General features: G+C 41.6%; 19 protein-coding genes. 3 read left to right on the top strand and 16 right to left on the bottom strand.

Going from position 1 to position 20,624, the window contains the following annotated elements; genetic code table 11:
- The first annotated feature begins 535 nt into the window (after positions 1-535).
- Both secA and DEM91_RS05805 read left to right on the top strand, forming a co-directional pair.
- Complete coding sequence (gene secA / locus DEM91_RS05810; protein ID WP_249858294.1) at positions 536-3,868, top strand: preprotein translocase subunit SecA; 3,333 nt, start codon at positions 536-538, stop codon at positions 3,866-3,868.
- A 164-nt stretch (positions 3,869-4,032) separates the two neighbouring features.
- Positions 4,033-4,824: an ABC transporter ATP-binding protein gene (locus tag DEM91_RS05805; protein WP_249858293.1), complete on the top strand. Its 792-nt coding sequence runs from the start codon at positions 4,033-4,035 to the stop codon at positions 4,822-4,824.
- Positions 4,825-4,840: 16 nt separating this feature from the next.
- Here DEM91_RS05805 and DEM91_RS05800 read toward each other — a convergent pair whose 3' ends face one another.
- From DEM91_RS05800 to DEM91_RS05775, 6 genes are all read right to left on the bottom strand, one after another.
- Positions 4,841-6,382 carry a ComEC/Rec2 family competence protein gene (locus tag DEM91_RS05800; RefSeq protein ID WP_249858292.1) on the bottom strand — a complete coding sequence of 514 codons (1,542 nt, stop codon included), beginning with the start codon at positions 6,380-6,382 and terminating at the stop codon, positions 4,841-4,843.
- Complete coding sequence (locus DEM91_RS05795) at positions 6,379-7,089, bottom strand: DUF2461 domain-containing protein (RefSeq protein ID WP_249858291.1); 711 nt, start codon at positions 7,087-7,089, stop codon at positions 6,379-6,381. The genes DEM91_RS05800 and DEM91_RS05795 overlap by 4 nt, the downstream gene beginning before the upstream one ends.
- Before the next feature lie 3 nt (positions 7,090-7,092).
- The gene (gene nth / locus DEM91_RS05790) at positions 7,093-7,743 is read right to left on the bottom strand and encodes an endonuclease III (protein ID WP_249858290.1); all 651 of its coding nucleotides are present in this window, start codon (positions 7,741-7,743) and stop codon (positions 7,093-7,095) included.
- A gap of 163 nt (positions 7,744-7,906) precedes the next feature.
- Positions 7,907-9,049 (bottom strand): cytochrome d ubiquinol oxidase subunit II, encoded by a 1,143-nt coding sequence (locus tag DEM91_RS05785; RefSeq protein WP_249858297.1) that lies wholly within the window; start codon positions 9,047-9,049, stop codon positions 7,907-7,909.
- A gap of 19 nt (positions 9,050-9,068) precedes the next feature.
- Entirely contained in the window at positions 9,069-10,631 is a 1,563-nt protein-coding gene (locus DEM91_RS05780) for a cytochrome ubiquinol oxidase subunit I (RefSeq protein WP_249858289.1), read from the bottom strand.
- A gap of 12 nt (positions 10,632-10,643) precedes the next feature.
- Positions 10,644-10,868: a DUF4492 domain-containing protein gene (locus tag DEM91_RS05775; RefSeq protein WP_008124255.1), complete on the bottom strand. Its 225-nt coding sequence runs from the start codon at positions 10,866-10,868 to the stop codon at positions 10,644-10,646.
- A 907-nt stretch (positions 10,869-11,775) separates the two neighbouring features.
- Between DEM91_RS05775 and DEM91_RS05770 the strand changes: the two genes are divergently transcribed.
- Positions 11,776-12,384, top strand: coding sequence for a porin family protein (locus DEM91_RS05770; RefSeq protein WP_249858288.1), 609 nt, complete (start codon positions 11,776-11,778; stop codon positions 12,382-12,384).
- A 124-nt stretch (positions 12,385-12,508) separates the two neighbouring features.
- On the opposite strand, the gene DEM91_RS05765 is transcribed toward DEM91_RS05770, so the two are convergent.
- The 10 genes from DEM91_RS05765 to DEM91_RS05720 form a co-directional block, all read right to left on the bottom strand.
- On the bottom strand, positions 12,509-13,612 hold the full coding sequence (locus tag DEM91_RS05765; RefSeq protein WP_249858287.1) for a DegT/DnrJ/EryC1/StrS family aminotransferase: 1,104 nt from the start codon (positions 13,610-13,612) through the stop codon (positions 12,509-12,511).
- Positions 13,609-14,547 (bottom strand): GNAT family N-acetyltransferase, encoded by a 939-nt coding sequence (locus DEM91_RS05760; protein ID WP_249858286.1) that lies wholly within the window; start codon positions 14,545-14,547, stop codon positions 13,609-13,611. The genes DEM91_RS05765 and DEM91_RS05760 overlap by 4 nt, the downstream gene beginning before the upstream one ends.
- Positions 14,540-14,950 carry a sugar 3,4-ketoisomerase gene (locus tag DEM91_RS05755; RefSeq protein ID WP_249858285.1) on the bottom strand — a complete coding sequence of 137 codons (411 nt, stop codon included), beginning with the start codon at positions 14,948-14,950 and terminating at the stop codon, positions 14,540-14,542. Before DEM91_RS05755 ends, DEM91_RS05760 begins: the two co-directional genes overlap by 8 nt.
- A gap of 13 nt (positions 14,951-14,963) precedes the next feature.
- The gene (rfbB, locus tag DEM91_RS05750; RefSeq protein WP_249858284.1) at positions 14,964-16,112 is read right to left on the bottom strand and encodes a dTDP-glucose 4,6-dehydratase; all 1,149 of its coding nucleotides are present in this window, start codon (positions 16,110-16,112) and stop codon (positions 14,964-14,966) included.
- Positions 16,109-16,375 carry a hypothetical protein gene (locus tag DEM91_RS05745; RefSeq protein ID WP_249858283.1) on the bottom strand — a complete coding sequence of 89 codons (267 nt, stop codon included), beginning with the start codon at positions 16,373-16,375 and terminating at the stop codon, positions 16,109-16,111. Before DEM91_RS05745 ends, rfbB begins: the two co-directional genes overlap by 4 nt.
- Before the next feature lie 7 nt (positions 16,376-16,382).
- The gene (locus DEM91_RS05740) at positions 16,383-16,889 is read right to left on the bottom strand and encodes a metallophosphoesterase family protein (RefSeq protein WP_249858282.1); all 507 of its coding nucleotides are present in this window, start codon (positions 16,887-16,889) and stop codon (positions 16,383-16,385) included.
- A gap of 7 nt (positions 16,890-16,896) precedes the next feature.
- Entirely contained in the window at positions 16,897-17,538 is a 642-nt protein-coding gene (locus DEM91_RS05735) for an AAA family ATPase (RefSeq protein ID WP_249858281.1), read from the bottom strand.
- Positions 17,510-18,898, bottom strand: coding sequence for an MATE family efflux transporter (locus tag DEM91_RS05730; RefSeq protein WP_249858280.1), 1,389 nt, complete (start codon positions 18,896-18,898; stop codon positions 17,510-17,512). The genes DEM91_RS05735 and DEM91_RS05730 overlap by 29 nt, the downstream gene beginning before the upstream one ends.
- A 265-nt stretch (positions 18,899-19,163) precedes the next feature.
- Positions 19,164-20,096: a fibrobacter succinogenes major paralogous domain-containing protein gene (locus DEM91_RS05725; protein WP_249858279.1), complete on the bottom strand. Its 933-nt coding sequence runs from the start codon at positions 20,094-20,096 to the stop codon at positions 19,164-19,166.
- Between the two features lie 40 nt (positions 20,097-20,136).
- On the bottom strand, positions 20,137-20,619 hold the full coding sequence (locus DEM91_RS05720) for a hypothetical protein (protein ID WP_249858278.1): 483 nt from the start codon (positions 20,617-20,619) through the stop codon (positions 20,137-20,139).
- Positions 20,620-20,624: the final 5 nt, after the last annotated feature.

The raw sequence follows: 20,624 nt of genomic DNA, 5'->3' as shown, positions 1-20,624 counted from the left end.
TATCTTTGTCAAGCCGAAAACTGGGTGAGTGATGCTTACAGGCTATCTTACTAAAGTTCTTTAGGGGCTTCGAGCCCCCTAAAGAACTTGCCGAAAAACAGGGTTCGTTCATCTTTAGGCTATCTTTTTCTCTGTTTGAGAATATATTTTTTTGCCGAAAAGCGAAATTGACAAGTAAATTAGAATGAATGAAAAAATTTGACAAGTAAATTAGGAAAAGTGAATAAAAACTGTCAAGTGATTTTAGGAAAGTACAATAAGGCGATTAACTCATGGAGATAAGGAGCTTAAGTCATGGAGATAAGGCGGTTAACCCATGGAGATAAGCAGCTTAAGTCAATGAGATAACAAATCCATGCAAAAGAAAGAAGAAAAGAGGAAATATCAAGATAGAAAGTCATTGACATGAAGCACCTTACCCAAACATCTGGGGACACCACCAAATTAATAAAAGAGAAATAGCAAATTAACAAATATTATTCGTAATTTTGCATCACCTTATTATATAGAGAATAAAAACAAATAAATAGATACAATGAATATCAATAAATTTCTAAAGTCATTGTTTGGCGACAAATCGAGCCGAGATATGCGACTGATTCAACCTTTGGTAGAAACAGTGAAAAAGGTTTATCCCGACATACAAAAGCTGAGCAATGACGAGCTACGTGCCAAAACCAAAGAGATACAAAAGTATGTACAGGATGCCGCACAAGCGCAAAAGGACAAAATTGCGCAACTGAAAGCCAACATCGAAGAGACACCTATCGATGAACGTGAACCCATCTTCGAAGAAATAGATAAATTGGAAAAAGAGGCACTCGAAATATACGAAAAGGCACTCAATGATGTCATGCCTACCGCTTTTTCTATCGTAAAAGATACCGCTCGAAGATTTGCAGAAAATGAAGAAGTTGTGGTTACTGCCACCGACTTTGACCGTGAATTAGCTGCCGATCCTTCTAAGGATTTTGTGACCATTGATGGCGACAAAGCGATTTATCACAATCACTGGACAGCTGGTGGAAATGACTTGAAATGGGAAATGGTACACTACGATGTACAGCTCTTTGGTGGTATTGCCCTTCATCAAGGTAAGATAGCAGAGATGGCTACGGGTGAAGGAAAGACCTTAGTCGCTACCCTACCCGTTTTCTTAAACGCTTTGACAGGAAACGGCGTTCACGTAGTAACGGTGAATGACTATCTGGCAAAACGTGACTCGGAGTGGATGGGACCGCTATACGAGTTTAATGGATTGAGCGTAGACTGCATTGATAAGCATCGCCCGAACTCGCCAGAGCGTAGGAAAGCATACATGGCAGATATCACATTTGGTACCAATAACGAATTTGGTTTTGACTATTTGCGTGATAATATGGCGATTTCTCCTGCCGACTTGGTACAGCGTGCCCATAACTATGCCATTGTGGATGAGGTAGACTCGGTATTGATAGACGATGCACGTACTCCTTTGATTATTAGTGGACCTATCCCAAAAGGCGATGACCAGATGTTTGAAGAATATCAACCACTGGTGGAACGACTGGTTGATGTGCAGCGAAAACTTGCTACTCAGTTCTTAGCTGAGGCAAAACAACTCATTACAGAGGGACAAGCAAACAAAGATCAGAAGAAGACAGAAGAGGGCTTCCTTGCTCTGTACCGGTCTTATAAATCTCTCCCAAAGAACAAACCGCTCATTAAATATCTTTCTGAAGAAGGTATCAAGGCAGGTATGCTCAAGACAGAAGAGTACTACATGCAGAACAACAACCGTGAGATGCCAAAGGCAGTAGAGCCACTCTTCTTCGTTGTTGATGAGAAACTGAACAGCTGTGACTTGACAGATAAGGGTACAGAATGGCTCTCTAATCAGGTGAATGACAATCAACTCTTTGTATTGCCAGACATCACGGCTCAACTTTCGGCATTAGAGAACGAAACAAATCTTTCTGATCAGGAGCGTATTGATAAGAAAGATGAACTGTTGACCCACTATGGTGTGCAAAGTGAACGTGTTCATACCTTGCAGCAGTTGCTGAAGGCATATACCATGTTCAACAAAGACGATGAATACGTTGTGATGGATGGCGAAGTAAAAATCGTTGACGAACAGACAGGACGTATCATGGAAGGCCGCCGTTGGAGCGATGGATTGCATCAGGCAGTGGAGGCGAAGGAGCATGTAAAAGTGGAAGCTGCCACACAGACCTTTGCAACCATTACGCTGCAAAACTACTTCCGTATGTACCATAAGTTGGCAGGTATGACAGGTACTGCATCTACAGAGGCAGGGGAGTTCTGGGACATCTATAAATTGGATGTGGTAGAGATACCTACCAACCGTCCTATCCAGCGCAATGATATGGACGACCGTGTGTACAAAACCGCTCGTGAGAAATATGCTGCCGTCATTGACGAAATAGAACAGATGAGAAATAGTGGACGCCCTTGCTTGGTAGGTACTACCTCTGTTGAGATTTCTGAGTTGCTCAGCAAGATGCTCAACATGCGAAAGATTCCTCACAACGTGCTGAATGCGAAACTACACCAAAAAGAAGCGGACATTGTAGCACAGGCTGGTCAGTCCATCAACGGCTTAGGGGCTGTAACAATTGCAACCAACATGGCTGGTCGTGGTACGGACATCAAGCTCTCTCCTGAAGTAAAAGAAGCGGGAGGACTTGCGATTATTGGTACAGAGCGACACGAGAGTCGACGTGTAGACCGTCAGTTGCGCGGTCGTGCAGGACGTCAAGGTGACCCTGGTAGTTCGGTATTCTATGTGAGCTTGGAAGACAAACTCATGCGTCTGTTTGGTTCAGAACGTATTTCTTCAGTCATGGACAGACTTGGATTCAAGGAAGGCGAACGCATTGAGAGTCCGATGATTTCCAAGAGTATTGAGCGAGCACAAAAGAAGGTAGAGGAAAACAACTTCGGTATCCGTAAACATTTGCTCGAATACGATGACGTGATGAACAAACAACGTACGGTCATCTATGAGAAACGTCGCCACGCCTTGATGGGAGAACGTATCGGAATGGATATTACCAATATTATTTGGGACCGTTGTCTCAACATCGTTGGTTCGAACGACTATCAAGAAGCCAAGGAATTGTTCTTGAAGGTGTTGGCAATGGAAGTTCCATTTACGGAAGAAGAGTTTACGGCAGGTGATAAAAATGCCTTGGCTGAACGAGCTTTCCAAGATGCCATGGCGGTTTTTAAACGCAAGTCAGACCGCATTCAGGCTGTAGCTTGGCCCGTCATCAAGCAAGTTCAAGAAGAACAAGGCGAACGCTTTGAGCGCATTGCGGTGCCACTGACCGATGGCAAGCGAATGTATCAAATCTCTTGTAACTTGAAAGAGGCCTACGATACAGAAGCAAAGGACGTAGTGAAGCAGTTCGAGAAATCTACCTTGTTGCACATCATCGATGAAAACTGGAAAGAGAATCTGCGACAATTAGACGACTTGCGGCACAGTGTGCAAAATGCTTCGTATGAGCAAAAAGACCCTCTGCTTATCTTCAAACTGGAGAGTGCGAAACTTTGGGACAGCATGATTGACGAGATGAATAACCAAACAACCAGCATCTTGATGCGTGCACAAATTCCTGAAATGCAACACGAAGAAGTGCAAGAGGCTGCTCCAGAACAAAGAAGTCAACGCTACAACGAACAGAAAGAAGATCTCACCGATCCAAATCAAGCAGCTGCAGCGAGACAAGACACGCGAGAAGGTGCACAACAAGTGAACCGAACTCCGTATATCAAGGATAAGATGCCAAGACCAAACGACCCATGTCCATGCGGTAGTGGTAAGAAATTCAAGAATTGTCACGGCAGAAACCTCCGTTAGTGACAAGCAGTAGAACGAAGATTGCTGACGATGAACAAGAATGGATAACTCTTGCCCGTCAGCAATCTTTCTATATGACGACACGCACTCTACTGTTACGAACCCTCACATACAAACATCTACGCATTTCATGACATAACATCAAATGAAGAAAAATCAACCTTATGAAGATACAACTTACTGGTCTTAAAAAGATATTTGGTGAAAAAACTGCTGTCGATATCTCCTCTTTGGAGATAGACAAAGGTGAAGTGATAGGCTTGGTAGGCAACAATGGAGCTGGTAAAACAACCTTGTTCAGACTGTTATTAGATTTACAAAAGGCAGACGAGGGTCAGGTTCTGTTGGGATTTGATGAGAAAGAGACAAAGCAAACAGTCTCTACGGAATCATTAACGCCTTCACAAGATTCAACCAACTTGACTTGGATATCACCTTCTGAAACAGAAACATGGAAAGCATTAACAGGTGCTTATATTGATAGTGGATTCTTAATTGACTTTTTAACACCTGAAGAATATTTTGATTTCATCGCTAAAGTAAACCATCTTCCAACAGAGCAATTACAAAGTTTTCTCAACTCAATGGCGCAACTCATGGATGGTGAGATACTTGGACAAAAGAAATTGATTCGTGATTTCTCTGCTGGAAATCAACAAAAAATAGGGATTATTGCAGCAATGATTGCACATCCCCAACTACTTGTTTTGGATGAACCTTTCAATTTCCTTGACCCATCCAGTCAGAACTTGCTCAAGAAAATCATTTTGGATTACCACAAGCAGACAAATGCCACGATTTTGGTGAGCAGTCATAACCTACAACATACCATAGAGATATCAACAAGAGTCATTTTGCTTGAGAAAGGAAAGATTATCAAAGACTTGCCCAACGAAAATCAGAAAGCAGAAGCAGACTTAGAAGCTTATTTCAATAGAGAAATGAGCAACGAATAGGCGCAACAAAGCATATTCAATAGATTTTGGATTGACGGTAACTCTTGGATAAATAAAACAAGAATCCAATGCCACAGCCTATCAGCAGATAGATAGCCAAGACCTGTATGGCTGTGAGATGAATGTTTTCAACACTGGCACCAGTCCACGATGCGATGGCAGAGAGTTGTTGGTTGAGACACTGTGCTGCCCATGCCATGACTTGGGCAACAATATTTTGTGCCGACGTCCAAAAGGACAACATGAACACCAAGCAGGCTGTATATAAAATAAAAGTGGTGAGAGGAACGGCTATCAAATTGGTGAATAGGAAATAACAAGAAAAACGTCCGAAATAATAAGCCACCAACGGTGCTGTACCTATTTGTGCTGCAACAGACACTGTCATCATTCCCCATAACAATCGGATAAAGGAAGAGCATTGAAGCCAATGCAAGGGTAGCAAATGATAAATGGGATGGTATAAAATTAGAATTGCTAACACAGCCATAAACGACAATTGAAAACTGACATCCCACAACAACATGGGTTGTATCATCAACATCACTATGGCTGCAAAAGATAGCGCATTTAATGACATGCGATGACGATTCAGTAAAGATACTAATGAATAAAGCGTCAACATAAGTCCTGATCGTAGAAGACTTGAAGACATACCCGTTAAGAAAATATAAGCCCAAATCGTGAGGATGACTATAACAACGTTCAGAAGGTGACGCCTCCCAAAGACGACACTTAATAATCCAAACAGAATACTAAGGTGTAAACCCGACAGTGCCAACAAGTGAGAAGTACCCGTAATGGAGTAAAGTTCCTTGGTAGACTTGGACAAGGAGGATTTATCTCCTAAGGTCATAGCAGCAATGACAGCATAGTCTTGGTCGTGAAGACCTTGCCGTTCAAGAATTTGCAACAAACGAGAACGAACTTGTTGGGCAAACAAACGTAGACGCTCTACACGCGGCAACTCATGAAAGTCGACAGCACAAGTTTGCCAATTGGTGAAATAAATAAAGGTTTGGGCTCGATATCCATGCAGATACATCCATTGTGGATAATTAAAATGTGATTCTGATTTTAGATTTTCAAAAGGATGAAACACAGCACGAAATACAATACCACTCCCAATACCAAGTTGCTGATAACGCCGTTGGAGCGTATCTTTGAGAATAGATGCTTTCACTTTGCTTCCTGACAACAAGCCTTTCGTAAGCAACACATCACATTGTACCACCTTCCCTTTAGATATCAACGGACTCATAATGACTCCTTGAGCAACCTGCTCACCAGCGGGCAGAGATGAAGCCGACCGACAATCCTGAAGTGTATAAAGAGACATCCCCCAGAAAATAAATGCCCCAAAGATACAGACGCCTTGCCAACGGGCATGACTTCTGCATAGCAAGGCAACTAATAACGCAACTATCGTTATCCCTAACCATAGCCACCATGGAGCAAAAGATCCAAAGTTAAAGGTATGGGCAATCACCAAACCGATGATGAAAGCCAATACTATTTTTAATAACGGATGCAACTGAAGCCAATCAGCACTTTTCATTCATAATCATCAATGACGTTATTCGTAAACTGCATCATGGGCAGTGCCACCTTAAATAATTCAGCCATCGGAAGAAGCCAATCGTTCCCGGCAAAGAAGTCATCATCTACCCGGCGCCAACAAGCATAATCTTTCATACGAAGGTATTGTATAAATTCGTAATCAGAAGGGAAACCTTGGGGACAAGTCTTTAAGCATGAGATTCCAAATCCTTTCTGAGACGCCTGTCCATCGCTCCAAACGCCTTCGTTGGCATAGCCAAAATAATTGACAAACTTTCCATTCTCAACGCATTCACGCCAAGTGTCAATATGACCCATGATTTCATTTCGGCAAGAAGTTAATATGGGAGTGGGCAACCAATAAGCCCCTGCGGACAACAAGCAATGCCCTGGCTGTAGATGAATGTAATAACCAGCATGCAAGGACTTTCTGCCCTTTGCACTGATATAGGCACCAAAATGTCGTTTGTAGGGAGATTTGTCGGGCGAGAAACGAGTGTCACGATTAAATCGAAAACAAGCATCCTTTGCCGTGACATGCGCTACCGTAGGGTCAAACTCCGCAATAGTAGCAATCGCCTTAGTCACTCCTTCTTCAAATTCTTGACGACACCACAAGTATTCTTTTTTGTGGGATTGAAACCAATCTCGGTTGTTATTGGCAGCAATTTCCTCCAAATAGTGCAAAATTCTTTTAATATCCATGGGTTATCCTAATTTAGAAAAATTCATGAGTTTGGGACAAATAGCTTCAAATGGGCACTTCTCGCACTTAGGTCGCAAACTTTGGCAAATATAGCGTCCATGAAGAAGAAGCCAATGATGTGCGCTTGACACATCCGCCTCTGGGATATATTTCATCAGTTCCAACTCTACCTTTAAGGGAGTGTTGGATTTTTGAGAAACTAATCCTAATCGATGACTCACTCGATACACATGAGTATCCACAGCTATTTTTGCCTTTCCATACCAAACGGCTTGAACCACGTTGGCTGTTTTGCGACCTACGCCTGGCAACTTCACCAAATCTGTCGTATTATCTGGCACTTCTCCATCAAAATCTCGCACCAACATTTGAGCCATCTCCACCAAATGTTTAGATTTCGAGTTTGGATAACTCACGCTACGCACATACGTGAAAATGTCTTCTGCTGTGGCTTGTGCCATTGAAGGAGCATCTGGATAACGTGCAAACAACGCAGGCGTTACCTGATTGATGCGCTTATCAGTACATTGGGCACTCAACAAGGTGGCTACCAATAGTTGAAATGCAGAACCGAACTCTAATTCTGTGGTGACCTCTGGCGATATTTCCTTAAAGTAATCGAGGATGTATTTGTATCTTTCTTTTCGTGTCATCACACAAATTTAATAAATGATTCTGACATTAGCAAAGAATCTGAACGGTTTTAAGTATTGAATAAATAGGAGTAGGAAAAAGGGAGCTACCAAAAAAGAATGTGACTAAATTCATCGTCTACGAGAATTTAGTCACATTCAGACTTGAAATTAGTCAACAGACTTAATATACATCTCCTTCCTTAACTTCTTCTTTCGTAATTTTGTCTTTATCCATGGTATACCATACATAAACGATGTAAGCCAAGACAAATGGAATGAAGAGCGAAACAATCGACATCGTTGTGAGCGTAAATTCACTACTGCAACTATTGGCAATGGTCAGAGAACTCTGTAAATCAACATTAGAAGGATAGTAGGCAGTGTTGTTCCATCCTGCGATAAGCAACAAAACGAGTACCACTAACACAACGCCAATACCTGCTGGCCAAATACCCTTGATGTAGTTATTGCACATAACGGTTCTGACGATACCAAAAAGTAACAGCACAACACCCACCAATAGCACAACTGACAGATACCACATGTCCAACAAGTTATATAGATACTTCATTGACTCCATAGAGATTACTCCTGTTGCAGGGTCGTAAGCGAAGCCATCTTTCAACAAAGTTCTAATCAAGAATGGAAGGAACAAGAGCAAGAAAGCAGCGGTATTGTAAAGCAGTTGTTTGCGACTACGTGCACGTAAAGTTTCATCTGCCACATTATTTATAATATAGAGGGTACCCAAAATACGTGCTAAGAAGAAAACTGCCAAACCTAATACAACATTCCAAATATCCAACAATGCATCCAAACCATGACTATAATTTGCCCAATGGCTAATCACAGGAGCAACACTATTGGTAATATTCATTTTGTCGACAACGAAATTAGATCCATTGAAGAAGGTAGCCACAGCACCTCCTAACAATACAGGACCCAAAATACCATTGATTACTAAACACCATTGGAAAGTCTTTACGCCTAAGAAATTACCCAACTTGTTTTGAAATTCATAGCTGATTGCTTGAACAACAAAAGAAAAGAGGATAATCATCCACAACCAATAAGCACCTCCAAAGCTGGTACTATAGAACAAAGGAAATGAGGCGAAGAAAGCACCACCAAACGTTACCAAGGTAGTAAAGGTAATTTCCCATTTGCGTCCAGTACTATTTATCACCATTCTACGCTCGTGTTCAGTCTTTCCAAGGTTGAAAACCAAAGAGTTAGCACCTTGTACAAACATCAAGAAAACCAGTAAGGCTCCTAACAAAGAAACAAGAAACCACCAGTAATGCTGTAAAAAACTATATGTAATCATTGTTATACCTTTCTAATTATAATTCAACATGGTTTGATATCTCACTGTTCTCTGGCCCTTTTTTAATAGCCTTACAAAGAATACTTATCTCGACTGCCAACATCGTTGTAAACAGAATCAAGAAGATAAAGAATGTGACAATAACAGAACTTGGTTTAATGTCAGAAATAGCTACCCATGTTGGAAGCATATCCTGAATAGTCCAAGGTTGACGTCCAAACTCTGCAACAAGCCAACCCGACTGTGATGCGATGTAGGAACAAGGCAATAAAACGATGCCCGAAATCAACAACCAACGGTGTTTGACAATGTCTTTCTTGTACACAATGAACAAAGAACAAATAAAGAAGAGAATGAGCAACATTCCTATGCCCACCATTAAGCGGAAAGCCCAGAAGTTAACAGGAATGAAAGGTACCACCTGATGCGGTGACTTTACATATCCATAACCGAAGTAAGGCATGTTGTCTTTCAGAGCTTGCTTTGTGGCTTCATCTTTTTTACCATTACGGTAATCCTGTAAAGCTGCGATAGCCATACGGCCACGCTGCATTTTCTCCTCAACAGAGATAACTTGCGTGCCATCAGGTTTGGTATATCCGTTCAAAATATCGTTGATACCTGGAACATAACCATCAAAATCTAATGTTGCTAAGAATGACAAACCTTTAGGAAGCTCCAGCTTCATAGGTGGTTGTTGTTGGTTGGTATAATCAGGTTGCTTGAAAGGATTCACAGCAGCAAAAACAGTTAAGCCTTGACTCGTTCCTCCATTATAAAGCGCTTCCATGGCTGCCAACTTCATCGGTTGAACCTTACCTACCTGAATAGCTGAACTGTGTCCAGTAATCAACGCTAACAATGTTGCCACTAAACCAACAATGCTACCAATCTTCATACTTGCTATCGCCAATTTGTGGTCTCTCTTCTTGAGCAGATACCAACTACTAACAGCTACAGTGAATACTCCACCAATAATCCAAGATGAAGTAACCGTATGACAGAATTTATCTACTGCGAACGGAGATAGGGCAACTTCCATGAAAGAATTCATCTCGAAACGCATTGTGTCTGGATTGAACTCCTGTCCTACAGGCAACTGCATCCATGCATTAGCTACCAAAATCCACCAAGCCGATATCGTTGCTCCCAGACCTGTTAACCAAGTAGATGCCAAGTGGAATCCAGGTGAAACTTTCTTCCAACCAAAGAACATCACAGCAACAAAGGTAGCCTCCATGAAAAAGGCAATGATACCCTCAACAGCCAATGGCGCACCGAAGATATCGCCTACAAACCAAGAGTAGTTACTCCAGTTGGTACCAAACTCAAACTCCAAGATAAGTCCGGTAGCCACGCCCATAGCGAAGTTGATACCAAACAGTTTCTGCCAAAAACGTGCAGCATCCTTCCAGAAAGGATCACGTGTACGGTAATAACAAGTCTCCATAATGCCCATGACAACGGCAAGACCCAATGTCAGTGGAACAAAAAGCCAATGATAAATGGCTGTTAAAGCAAATTGGGCACGTGACCAATCAATCGTCTGTGCCGAAATCTCTAATAACAGATTGTGCATAATGTTAAATATTTAATGAATTGTTCGTTTTATCATCTCGCTCGAAACAAAATCTGCCTCTCCTCCATCTTTGGCATTTTGATGAATGAAGTTTGGGAAGAAAAAGAATTTTAATACCGCAAACATAATGAAGAGTTTGATAATAATGACAGCCCACAGGGTTTTACCCAGTGTCATGTTTTTGAAACCATCATAGTATAAATCAAAAGCTCTATAGAGGAAGCTCTTTTTATTCATAGTAAGTTGTTTATGCGGTGTAAAGATAGCAAAATTTATTTAATGTTGTACTTTTTCCGAAAAAATAATTAAAAATCTTGCTTTTTTTTCATGTATTGAGCCCTGCTCGCTTATTTATATAAGGTGGTAGATGGGGAAAAACTGTTTTTTCTTTATATTCAACAACACCTCTCATGAAAGAAACAGCTTACATTGTTTGCGCTCATTGTCGACCTCTTTTTCTATTTTGTTTGTCCTAAAAAATGACAATAAAATGGGCGTTGAAAAATGATGAAATAGAAAAAATCGATAGGCAAAGTCAATGCTATGATGGCAAAATAGAATCATGAAAAAGCCTCGTTTGTGCTAAAGCATGGAGATAAGGCGGTTGTTCACATGGGTTAAGCATGCTGTTCACATGACTTAATGCGGTTATTGCATGTTGATAACAGCAAAAAAAGCCGTTATTTCATGCAAAAATGCAGGTAAAATGATTGAATATAAACGACCATTATTTGTATCATCTTGATAATCAACAAAATTCGAAACTTCGCCAAAACTTCGATATTTGTAAGTAAGGAGCAGGTTGCTTCAAAATATGGCAGCTATGAAGGGGTACTTGTAAAATTTTTTCTTATTTATTTGAGTCATTGTATTGTTCACAAAACGCCTTTTCGCTGCACGGACTTAGTAATCCTCACACATTGAGATAGTCGAGTTGCGCATCTCTCCTACTTTGGATGTTTTCATATCCACATAAATACACTCCACCCAATGCAGTATCAATTCGCATTCGCTTTCATCGTCTATCCTACAAGAAGAAAATAAAAAATGATTTCTTCCTGAAAAATCTATCGTTAACGTTTGGAGTGTTACGTTGTTTGTGTATCTTTGCATAAGTTTAATTTATTTATAATAATTATCTTATATGAAAAAAGTTATTTTAAGTGCATGCGTTATGTTTATAGCAATTGCAGCGTACGGACAGCGTGACAAAGGTACGGTTACCTTACAACCTAAAGTTGGTTTGAACATAGCTACGCTTACAAATGATGGTGATGCCGACTCAAGATTTGCGCCAGTAGTTGGTGCCGAAATAGAAGTACAGGCTACGGACATGGTTAGTATCTCGGGTGGATTACTTTACTCTATGCAGGGAGCTAAGGGAAAAATAGGCGATGTAGATGGAACAGTAAAGTTAGATTATATTAATGTTCCCATTCTTGCTAACGTCTATGTGGCTAATGGATTTGCTGTGAAATTAGGTTTACAACCAGGTTTTTTAATCAATAATAAAGTCAAAGTTTCACAGAATGGTGTCAACGCAGAGGTTGATTTAGAGAAAGCTCTTAAAGCTGCGGGAATTGATGCCAAAGTGAATAAGGTTGATGTCTCTATTCCCGTGGGTGTTTCCTATGAGTTCAGCAATATAAATATTGATGCACGATACAATTGGGGAGTAACCAAGATTATTGGCGAAGACAGCAGTAAGAATAGCGTTTTCCAGATTACAGTTGGTTACAAATTTGCACTGTAATTCGATATGAGCATGTCAAAACATGCTCCTATAATTCCGTATCTAACTATTAAGTTAGGGTAAAAATGTACCTCCTTATTATATGGAGGTGCATTTTTTTATGCTATTATCGTCAGCCCGTGACTCACGTAGGATAAGAGTTCAGTACATTGACAATCGTATTCATTTCTGCATCGGTAAGTGTTTGGTTGAGTGGAATGCTCAATTCTTGTGCGTGAATGCGTTCGGTAATAGGGTATGTACGGTGGTTCCACTCTTTGTAAGCCCCTTGCTGATGAGGCGGAATAGGGTAATGAATAACGGTCTGGATGCCCTGTTGCGACAAAAATTGCTGTAACTTGTCTCTTTGTGGAGTTAGAATGGGGAAAATGTGCCACACGTTATCCTCGCTACATCCTTGTGGGAGTGTGATAAGAGGATGGTGTATGTTGGACAAATAGTGCTGTGCAATGGTGCTGCGACGTGCATTGTCCGCATCAAGGTATTTTAGTTTCACGCTCAGCACAGCTGCTTGTATTTCGTCCATCCTGCTATTCTGCCCTTTGTAAGGAAACACATATTTCTGCGACGAACCATAATTAGCCAAAGTCCTTATCGTGTTTGCCAGTTCGCTATCATTGGTTGTTACGGTACCTGCATCACCCAAAGCTCCCAAGTTCTTGCCAGGATAAAAACTGTGTGCAGCCGCATCGCCCAAAGACCCTGTGCGTTGACTGCCATTGTAGCGGCATCCGTGTGCCTGCGCATTGTCTTCTATGAGTTTCAGGTGATATTTTTGGCAGAGCTCTCCAACAAGATTGGTGTATGCACAACGTCCATAGAGGTGCACCAACATAATGCCACGAGTGCGCTCGGTAATGGCTTCTTCTATCTTGGTGTCGTCGATCTGAAACGTATCCATGCGTGGTTCTATCAGCACAGGCACCAATTGGTTGGATGTTATGGCGAGGATAGTAGCAATATAAGTATTGGCAGGCACAATAATTTCATCGCCAGCTTGCATCATTCCCAGTTCGATATAGGCTTTGAGAATGAGGGTGAGCGCGTCCAGTCCGTTGGCGCAACTCACGCAATGTTGCGTGCCAATGTATTCGGCATATTGTTTTTCAAACGCTTGTACCGCCTGACCTTGCAGATACCAACCACTCTCAATTACCTTATTGACAGCCTGTTGTATCTCTGTCAGGTGTTCATTGGTTACTCGTTGTAAAGATAAATAGGGTATCATACCTCCCACTGATAAGTGTCATAACATATAGCACGACCGCCAAACCCCTCTTTTTGATGAATGAGTGAAGCGTTGAGCAGATGCCCATCTTGCAGAGTAGACGTGCCAAAATCAAAATATTGTCGTTTGTCCCACGATTGATGGAGTAAGAAATGGAACAGCCCATCGATGACACGCAGTTGCTTTCCTTCTGGCGATGCCGAGATGTATTGCGTATGCACCACATTGGGAGTGAGATAAAGAACGGTTCCTCCTAACACCATGTTATCTTTGCATGCCACATACAACTGGATGTGATAGGGGAAACGTTGGTGCAACAGTTCTATTTCCTGCAAGCTATGAACGGGTTTCGCACCGTATTTATTCATTAAATTGTCTTCCAATACTTGCCAAAAGGCGGCAAAGTCTGTACTCTGTTTTATCTCTATGCCATTTCTCGCACATCGGTTAATGCCGTATTTTCGGTCTCTACTCCACTTCAGTGGATGTGCCAAATGGATGGCGGAAGAAATATTGCGTGCCACTAATTGAGCGTTGCAGACTTTGAAGAGTGCGTACAAATCCTCTTCGGCAGGTATTAGGTGATAGATAGAAGGCGTGGGACGGTACACCACTCGCTTGATGTGCTGTGTGCGAAGGTATGTGTTAAGTTCCTCGAAAAGGCACAACATGTCGGAAGCGGTAACCCGATAGTCCATGACAAGACCACCGTATGTCAATCCTAAGTGTGTGTATAAGGTGTCGTTTGCAATATGGGCAGGCAACAGCGCGTACAGCATACCCTCCTTGTAAAAGAGCAATGAAGCGTCCGCAAACTTGTCTTGATGATAGTCCATATAGGCTCTGTCAAGCAGAAAGGTGGCATTTTTTGCCTCTCTCACATAGCTGTTCCAACGCTCCTTGTCGTTTGGTGCATATCGTTTTATCTCAAACATCAGGTTTGTTCTTGATATATTCCATAAACGAGTGATACTCTCGAATGTAATCTTCTTCGTCGAAAGGCTCAGATGCCAATACCAAGCATACTGCTCCCGAGGAGAAGTCATCTAACGTCCGCCATGTATCAGTATCGACAAACAGGCCTTGATAAGGGTGGTTCAACAGTATAGAAGTCTTTTCCTTGCCGTTGTTGAGCGTTACATGGAAGCTGCCACTCAATGCAATTAAAAACTCTTTGCACCGTTTGTGGGCATGTCCACCACGACTTTCGCCTGCTGGCACGTCGTACACCCAGTACACCCGCTTCACATCAAAGGGCACATCCTTGCAACCTTCGGCAACGGTTAGGTTTCCTCTGGGGTCAACGATCTTAACTAAGTCAATGATTTTCGTTTTCAACTGCTCGTGTTTCTTATCGGTTACCGTACATCTGTTCGTAGTATTTTTGATAGTCTCCAGAGGTTACCTCGTTGATCCAATCCTGATGTTGTAGGTTCCATTTGATGGTTTTCACGATTCCGTCGGCAAACATAGTTTCAGGATACCACCCCAAATCGTTCTTTATCTTTGTGGGATCAATAGCGTAACGCTGGTCGTGTCCTAATCTATCAGCGACAAAAGTAATCAAGTTATCGTTGATCCAATCAATCTTAATGTTGCCTTGTTCATCCACTTCTTGCTTCTTCAGCACCTTTCTCAGGTCTTTATCCTGCTGCATCATGTCGTGAATGGTCTTGATAGTGAGCTTCACAATGTCGATGTTCTTCATCTCGTTATGCCCACCTACATTGTACACCTCGCCTTCTTTACCCTCTCGCACCACCATATCAATGGCTTTGCAGTGGTCTTCTACATAGAGCCAGTCGCGCACATTGTCGCCCTTACCGTACACAGGAAGTTGCTTACCCTCAAGGATATTTTTGATAATGAGCGGTATCAACTTCTCTGGAAAGTGATAAGGACCGTAGTTGTTAGAGCATCGCGTGATGCTCACGGGCATGCGGTAGGTGTCGCGATAAGCCATGACAATCATGTCAGCACTGGTCTTTGACGCACTATAGGGACTGTGCGGACACAGCGGAGTTTGTTCTGTAAAGAATCCTTCTGCGCCCAATGAGCCGTAAACCTCGTCGGTAGAAACCTGATGATAGCGTTTGCCAGCTTTCCATGTGGGATAACCTTGTGCATCTTTGCCCGTGACCCAAGCCCTTCGGGCAGCGTCCATGAGGTTTTGAGTGCCAAGTATATTCACCGAAAGAAACAGTTGTGGGTCCTCGATACTGCGGTCCACATGGCTCTCAGCGGCAAAGTTTACGACAAAGTCTATATCGTGTTCAGCAAACAACTTGTCTGCCAAAGCTCTGTCTCTGATGTCGCCTTTCACGAAGAAACAACGTTTGTTGTCAATATTATTCTTGATAGTACCGAGATTGCCTGCGTAGGTCAGTACATCCAGTATAATCACCTTGATGTCTTCATTCTTGTACTTTTTGTCAAGCAAATACTTGATGAAGTTGGCTCCGATGAAGCCTGCGGCTCCTGTCACTAAGTATGTTTTCATATTTCTTGTTGTTTTTTATGATCTTTGTCTTTAATCACTTTATCGTAAGTTTCCAAATATTCCTGATTCTTTTCCTTTCGTTTTTTCTGTTCTCTATAGTCGGAATAGATATTGAGCAACATCATCGTCATTCCGAACAAGGCACTCCCAATCATCAAATTTTGCCAATGATATTCACCACCCCAATTGAACAGGAGTTGTGTACCATAATACACGCCTGTCAGTACGATAAATTGAAATAAATAGGTATGTGCTTTTTTCATCTGTGTGCTATGGATGATGGTTCTTATCACTTAATGTAATAACTTCACAATCGGTGAATTTATTGCCTTCTATGGTCAATCTTATCAGCGTTCTTTCACGGTGCCAGCCTTGTAAGCCTGCCGCACCGGGATTGATGTGAAGCAAGTTGAGTGTTTTGTCGTATTGCACTTTCAGGATATGCGAGTGTCCACAAACGAATAATTGAGGTGGCGAAGCAAAAAGCAAGCTGCGTATTTGTGGGGCGTAATTGCCGGGATAGCCGCCGATGTGCGTCAGCAGTACATCCACATCTTCGCACTTGAACCGCAGTTTGTCACGGCACATTCGTCGCAAGTCACCACCGTCACAGTTACCACAAACAGCCCTTAACGGCTTGATGGCAGCCAATTTTTGTGCCACTTCCAATGAGCCAATGTCGCCAGCGTGCCATATCTCATCACACTCGGCAAAGTATTTCTCGTACTTGTCGTCCCAATAGGCGTGCGTGTCGCTGATAATACCAATTCTTTTCATTTACGCATTACCTTTTTTCAGAGCTATATCCAAACCGCATGCGGATATAGTCTCCTATGAATTTTGCTGTTTTCTCCAATCCCATGTAGCTCGAGTTGATACAGAGGTCGTAGCTACAACTGTGTCCCCACTTCTTTCCAGTGTAGTAATTGTAATAAGAAGCGCGTTCACTTTCTTTGTCGATAATCAACTTCTTGGCATTCTTTTCATCACAGCCTAATCGCTGGCAAACTAATTTGATGCGGTCTTTCATGTTGGCAGTGATGAAGATGTTTACGACGTTTGGATAAGTTCGCAGCACATAGTCGGCGGCTCGTCCCACAAAAACACAACTGCCTTCATCGGCAGCCTTCATGATGGCTTCGCTTTGGAACTGAAAAAGACTCTCTTGTGAGAACTTATTGTCGTAGAAGTTATTATCACTTAATAAGGGCGCATGCGTGTGAAAGAGGGTTTGGAAAAAACCTTTGTGTTCATCATTTTGCTCAAAAAACTTTTCACTGAACCCGCTTTCTTTAGCAGCTAAATTGAGTATCTCTTTGTCATAAAACTGACATTCAAACTCATCGGCAAGCAGTTTGGCGATAATGCGTCCACCACTGCCCACTTGTCGGCCAATGTTAATGATTATCTTCTTTTTGTGTTCCATTGGTAGATTCTTTATGTTGTATTTTGAATTTCTTCATATAAATCGTCATCATCGTCACAGCCACGATGACAGCAACAAGGTCTGAAGCAGGTAGTGAGGCCCATACGCCATCTATTCCAAACATGGGAGGTAAGATAGCCAGCAGAGGTAACAAGAAAAGTAGCTGTCGGGATAAAGACAAGAAAATGCTGATTTTTACTTTTCCGATACACTGAAAAAAGTTGGTAATAACCATCTGCGCTCCAACGACAGGAAACATCAGCAGGTCAATGCGCACACCTTTGATAGACATCTCAATGAGTGTCGGGTCGTTTGTAAAGAGACGCACACAGTAATAGGGTATGAACATGGCGATAGCCCAACCAACTGTCATGATAACCGTGGCAGCTATAATGGATAACTGTAAAACCCTCATCACCCGATCCAACTGCATTGCACCGTAATTGTAACCTGCAATTGGCTGCATTCCTTGATTGATGCCCATGACGAACATGATGAAAACCACGGCGATACTATTGGCGATGCCATAAGCTCCTACTGCCATGTCACCTCCATAGCGCACAAACTGATTGTTCATGAAGATAACAATGATACAAGCGCAAGCGTTCATCAGGAAAGGAGAGATGCCAATGCCGATAATATTTTTTACTAAATCTGTTTTAAGGCGATAGATACCTCTTTTTAGATGCAACAACTCATTGGGGTTGCTAAACAACTTGAGCTGCCAAACCAATGCCATGGCTTGTGAAATAATCGTTGCGAAAGCGGCTCCTCGAATACCCCAGCCCCACCAAAGGATAAAGATGGCATCGAGGATAATATTCATAACCACGGTAAACATGGTGGCGTACATGGCGTGCTTGGGCTTGCTGGCCGCCCGCAGCACGTTGTTCATGCCAAAATACATGTGCGATATGATGTTACCAATTAAGATAACTTGCATATAGTCTCGTGCATAAGGCAAGGTATTTTCACTGGCTCCGAAAAATAAAATGATGGGATCTAAAAAGATTAAGCAGATAATTCCGAAGGCAAGTCCTATAATAATATTCAATGTAACAGAGTTGCCCAATACATTCTCAGCAATATCGTAGTCCTTCTGTCCCAACTTCACAGAAATAGCAGTAGACGATCCTACACCTACAGCAGCACCAAAAGCAGCAGACAAGTTCATGAGCGGAAAGGTAATAGCTAATCCTGAAATTGCCAACGGACCCACCACCTGACCGATGAAAATGCGATCTATCATATTATATAACGATGATGCCGTCATGGCAATCACGGCCGGCATGGCGTATTGCATCAGTAGAGCGCCAACAGGTTTGGTTCCTAATTCTAATGTCGCTGATTTATTATCCATGAACATCTCCTTATTATCTTTGCAAAAGTACGAAAATATTCTAAACTTTAAACATTAATATAAAGATAAAACTAACCACCTGTTGTCCTTTCATTTCAAAACTGTAGCAGTTAGGGCGATAGATATCATGTAAAAATTGATGTGTGTTTATCCGAATAAAGAGAGTCGGTATTAAAAAATGGAAGTAAGAAACGTTCCGTCAGAAAGTTTCCTACTTCCAAGGGGTCATAAAGAGTTGTTTCATTATTATTTGAAACAGCTTTTATTATTTGGTTTCTACCAAGATAGGTCTGATACAGTTACCATTATTAGCATCGCCACCATTTTGATTAATGTAGAATCCATCGTGGTCGAACGATACTTCAAAAGCATAATTATCTGTTTTATTGAACAGTTGGCTTGTCCAATAATAACCACCATATCCAGCATTTTTTATCTTGTTTTCAAAGCGATACCCTGCTAATGGCAAAAAGAGATTTTTCTCTACTTCAGCTTTCGAGAACTCTTTAGCTATGGTATTTGTTTCACCAAAATCTCCTGCGGCTTCTGTAATCAGACAGCCATAAAGTTGCTTGCCGTTATCTAATGTAATATAACCTAACTGCCAATCGCACCCATCTTTTAAGTAATTCCAGTCGGCTTTAGACGGCATGCGCCATTTACCTTTCGTAGCCCAAAATGCCAAATCACCATATTTTGCTTCATCGAAATTCTTGGTCTCATCTTTACAATCAATATCTTTATACATTTTTCCAGAGATGTTGTAAATATCCCAAGATCCATTACCAAAGGCTTTTACAACGTCTGACCCCTGTGTTATGGCTGCATTGCCTAATACTCCCCATCTGAAATGATCTACTTGCGTATCACTGAGTTTACATTTGGTATTTCCTTCGCCAGCTCTTCCATAGACAGCATTGAAGTACTCCCATTGGTTGGCAGCAATTCGCCACTTTCCATTATCATAAACAAGGTTCCCCATTGCCCATTTTTTACCACCCATGGTAATAAAGCGTGGTTCATCTTGTGGCTCTTCCTCCTTGCCTTTTATCTCTTCAAACATGACATCTTTGATTTCGCTTGTTGCAATAGTAAGTACTTCACCGTTTACTTTGTTTATCTTCATGTTGTACTCTTGAGCATTGATGCTTATCACAATAGCTGATAAAACAAACGAGAGAATGATTTTTCTTTTCATATTTCTTGTGAATTATGGTTTATATTGTTTTCTATAAAAGTTATTTATTTACAATTTTAATTACATTTTTATTTGAATGGAAAATGTAAACGCCATGTGGCATGGTTGAGACATCAATATCCACACAACCTTGCGAATCGGCTTTGTAATGTGCTACTTCTACTCCGTTGAGGGTGAAAACTCTTACGACAGATGATGATGTAAGCCCTTGGTACATCACATGTCCATTGAGAACAAATGGTTTCTGCGCAACTGTTCGTTCTTCATCAATGTTTGTCGTGGGTTGTTGTTTTGAGAAATAATAGCGTACGATTTGATTGGTGACCATTTCTTTTGTTTCATTGAAATTGTCAGTAATCACCAAATTTCCTCCTTTAAAAGAAATGACGGGTTGTTTGTCCATACCAAAGGTAACAAAACTTTTGTCCTTAAACTCAATGGTCAAATATTCTGTTGCCATTGTTCGGAAAGGCGTAATCATGAACAACACGCATGACAGTACGAGCTTGTAATTGATTTTCATTTTAT

Origin of the sequence: Prevotella sp. TCVGH, assembly GCF_023522295.1 — a bacterium.
GTDB classification, from domain to species: Bacteria; Bacteroidota; Bacteroidia; order Bacteroidales; family Bacteroidaceae; genus Prevotella; species Prevotella timonensis.
Note: the sequence above shows the minus strand (reverse complement) of the source record. Positions and strands in the feature narration are given on the sequence as shown.

Bases quoted from the DNA above. Each gene is read 5' to 3' on its own strand.
- secA (WP_249858294.1), top strand. From the start codon at position 536: ATGAATATCAATAAATTTCTAAAGTCATTGTTTGGCGACAAATCGAGC.
- DEM91_RS05805 (WP_249858293.1), top strand. From the start codon at position 4,033: ATGAAGATACAACTTACTGGTCTTAAAAAGATATTTGGTGAAAAAACT.
- DEM91_RS05800 (WP_249858292.1), bottom strand. From the start codon at position 6,382: ATGAAAAGTGCTGATTGGCTTCAGTTGCATCCGTTATTAAAAATAGTA.
- DEM91_RS05795 (WP_249858291.1), bottom strand. From the start codon at position 7,089: ATGGATATTAAAAGAATTTTGCACTATTTGGAGGAAATTGCTGCCAAT.
- nth (WP_249858290.1), bottom strand. From the start codon at position 7,743: ATGACACGAAAAGAAAGATACAAATACATCCTCGATTACTTTAAGGAA.
- DEM91_RS05780 (WP_249858289.1), bottom strand. From the start codon at position 10,631: ATGCACAATCTGTTATTAGAGATTTCGGCACAGACGATTGATTGGTCA.
- DEM91_RS05775 (WP_008124255.1), bottom strand. From the start codon at position 10,868: ATGAATAAAAAGAGCTTCCTCTATAGAGCTTTTGATTTATACTATGAT.
- DEM91_RS05770 (WP_249858288.1), top strand. From the start codon at position 11,776: ATGAAAAAAGTTATTTTAAGTGCATGCGTTATGTTTATAGCAATTGCA.
- DEM91_RS05765 (WP_249858287.1), bottom strand. From the start codon at position 13,612: ATGATACCCTATTTATCTTTACAACGAGTAACCAATGAACACCTGACA.
- DEM91_RS05760 (WP_249858286.1), bottom strand. From the start codon at position 14,547: ATGTTTGAGATAAAACGATATGCACCAAACGACAAGGAGCGTTGGAAC.
- rfbB (WP_249858284.1), bottom strand. From the start codon at position 16,112: ATGAAAACATACTTAGTGACAGGAGCCGCAGGCTTCATCGGAGCCAAC.
- DEM91_RS05745 (WP_249858283.1), bottom strand. From the start codon at position 16,375: ATGAAAAAAGCACATACCTATTTATTTCAATTTATCGTACTGACAGGC.
- DEM91_RS05740 (WP_249858282.1), bottom strand. From the start codon at position 16,889: ATGAAAAGAATTGGTATTATCAGCGACACGCACGCCTATTGGGACGAC.
- DEM91_RS05735 (WP_249858281.1), bottom strand. From the start codon at position 17,538: ATGGAACACAAAAAGAAGATAATCATTAACATTGGCCGACAAGTGGGC.
- DEM91_RS05730 (WP_249858280.1), bottom strand. From the start codon at position 18,898: ATGGATAATAAATCAGCGACATTAGAATTAGGAACCAAACCTGTTGGC.
- DEM91_RS05725 (WP_249858279.1), bottom strand. From the start codon at position 20,096: ATGAAAAGAAAAATCATTCTCTCGTTTGTTTTATCAGCTATTGTGATA.
- DEM91_RS05720 (WP_249858278.1), bottom strand. From the start codon at position 20,619: ATGAAAATCAATTACAAGCTCGTACTGTCATGCGTGTTGTTCATGATT.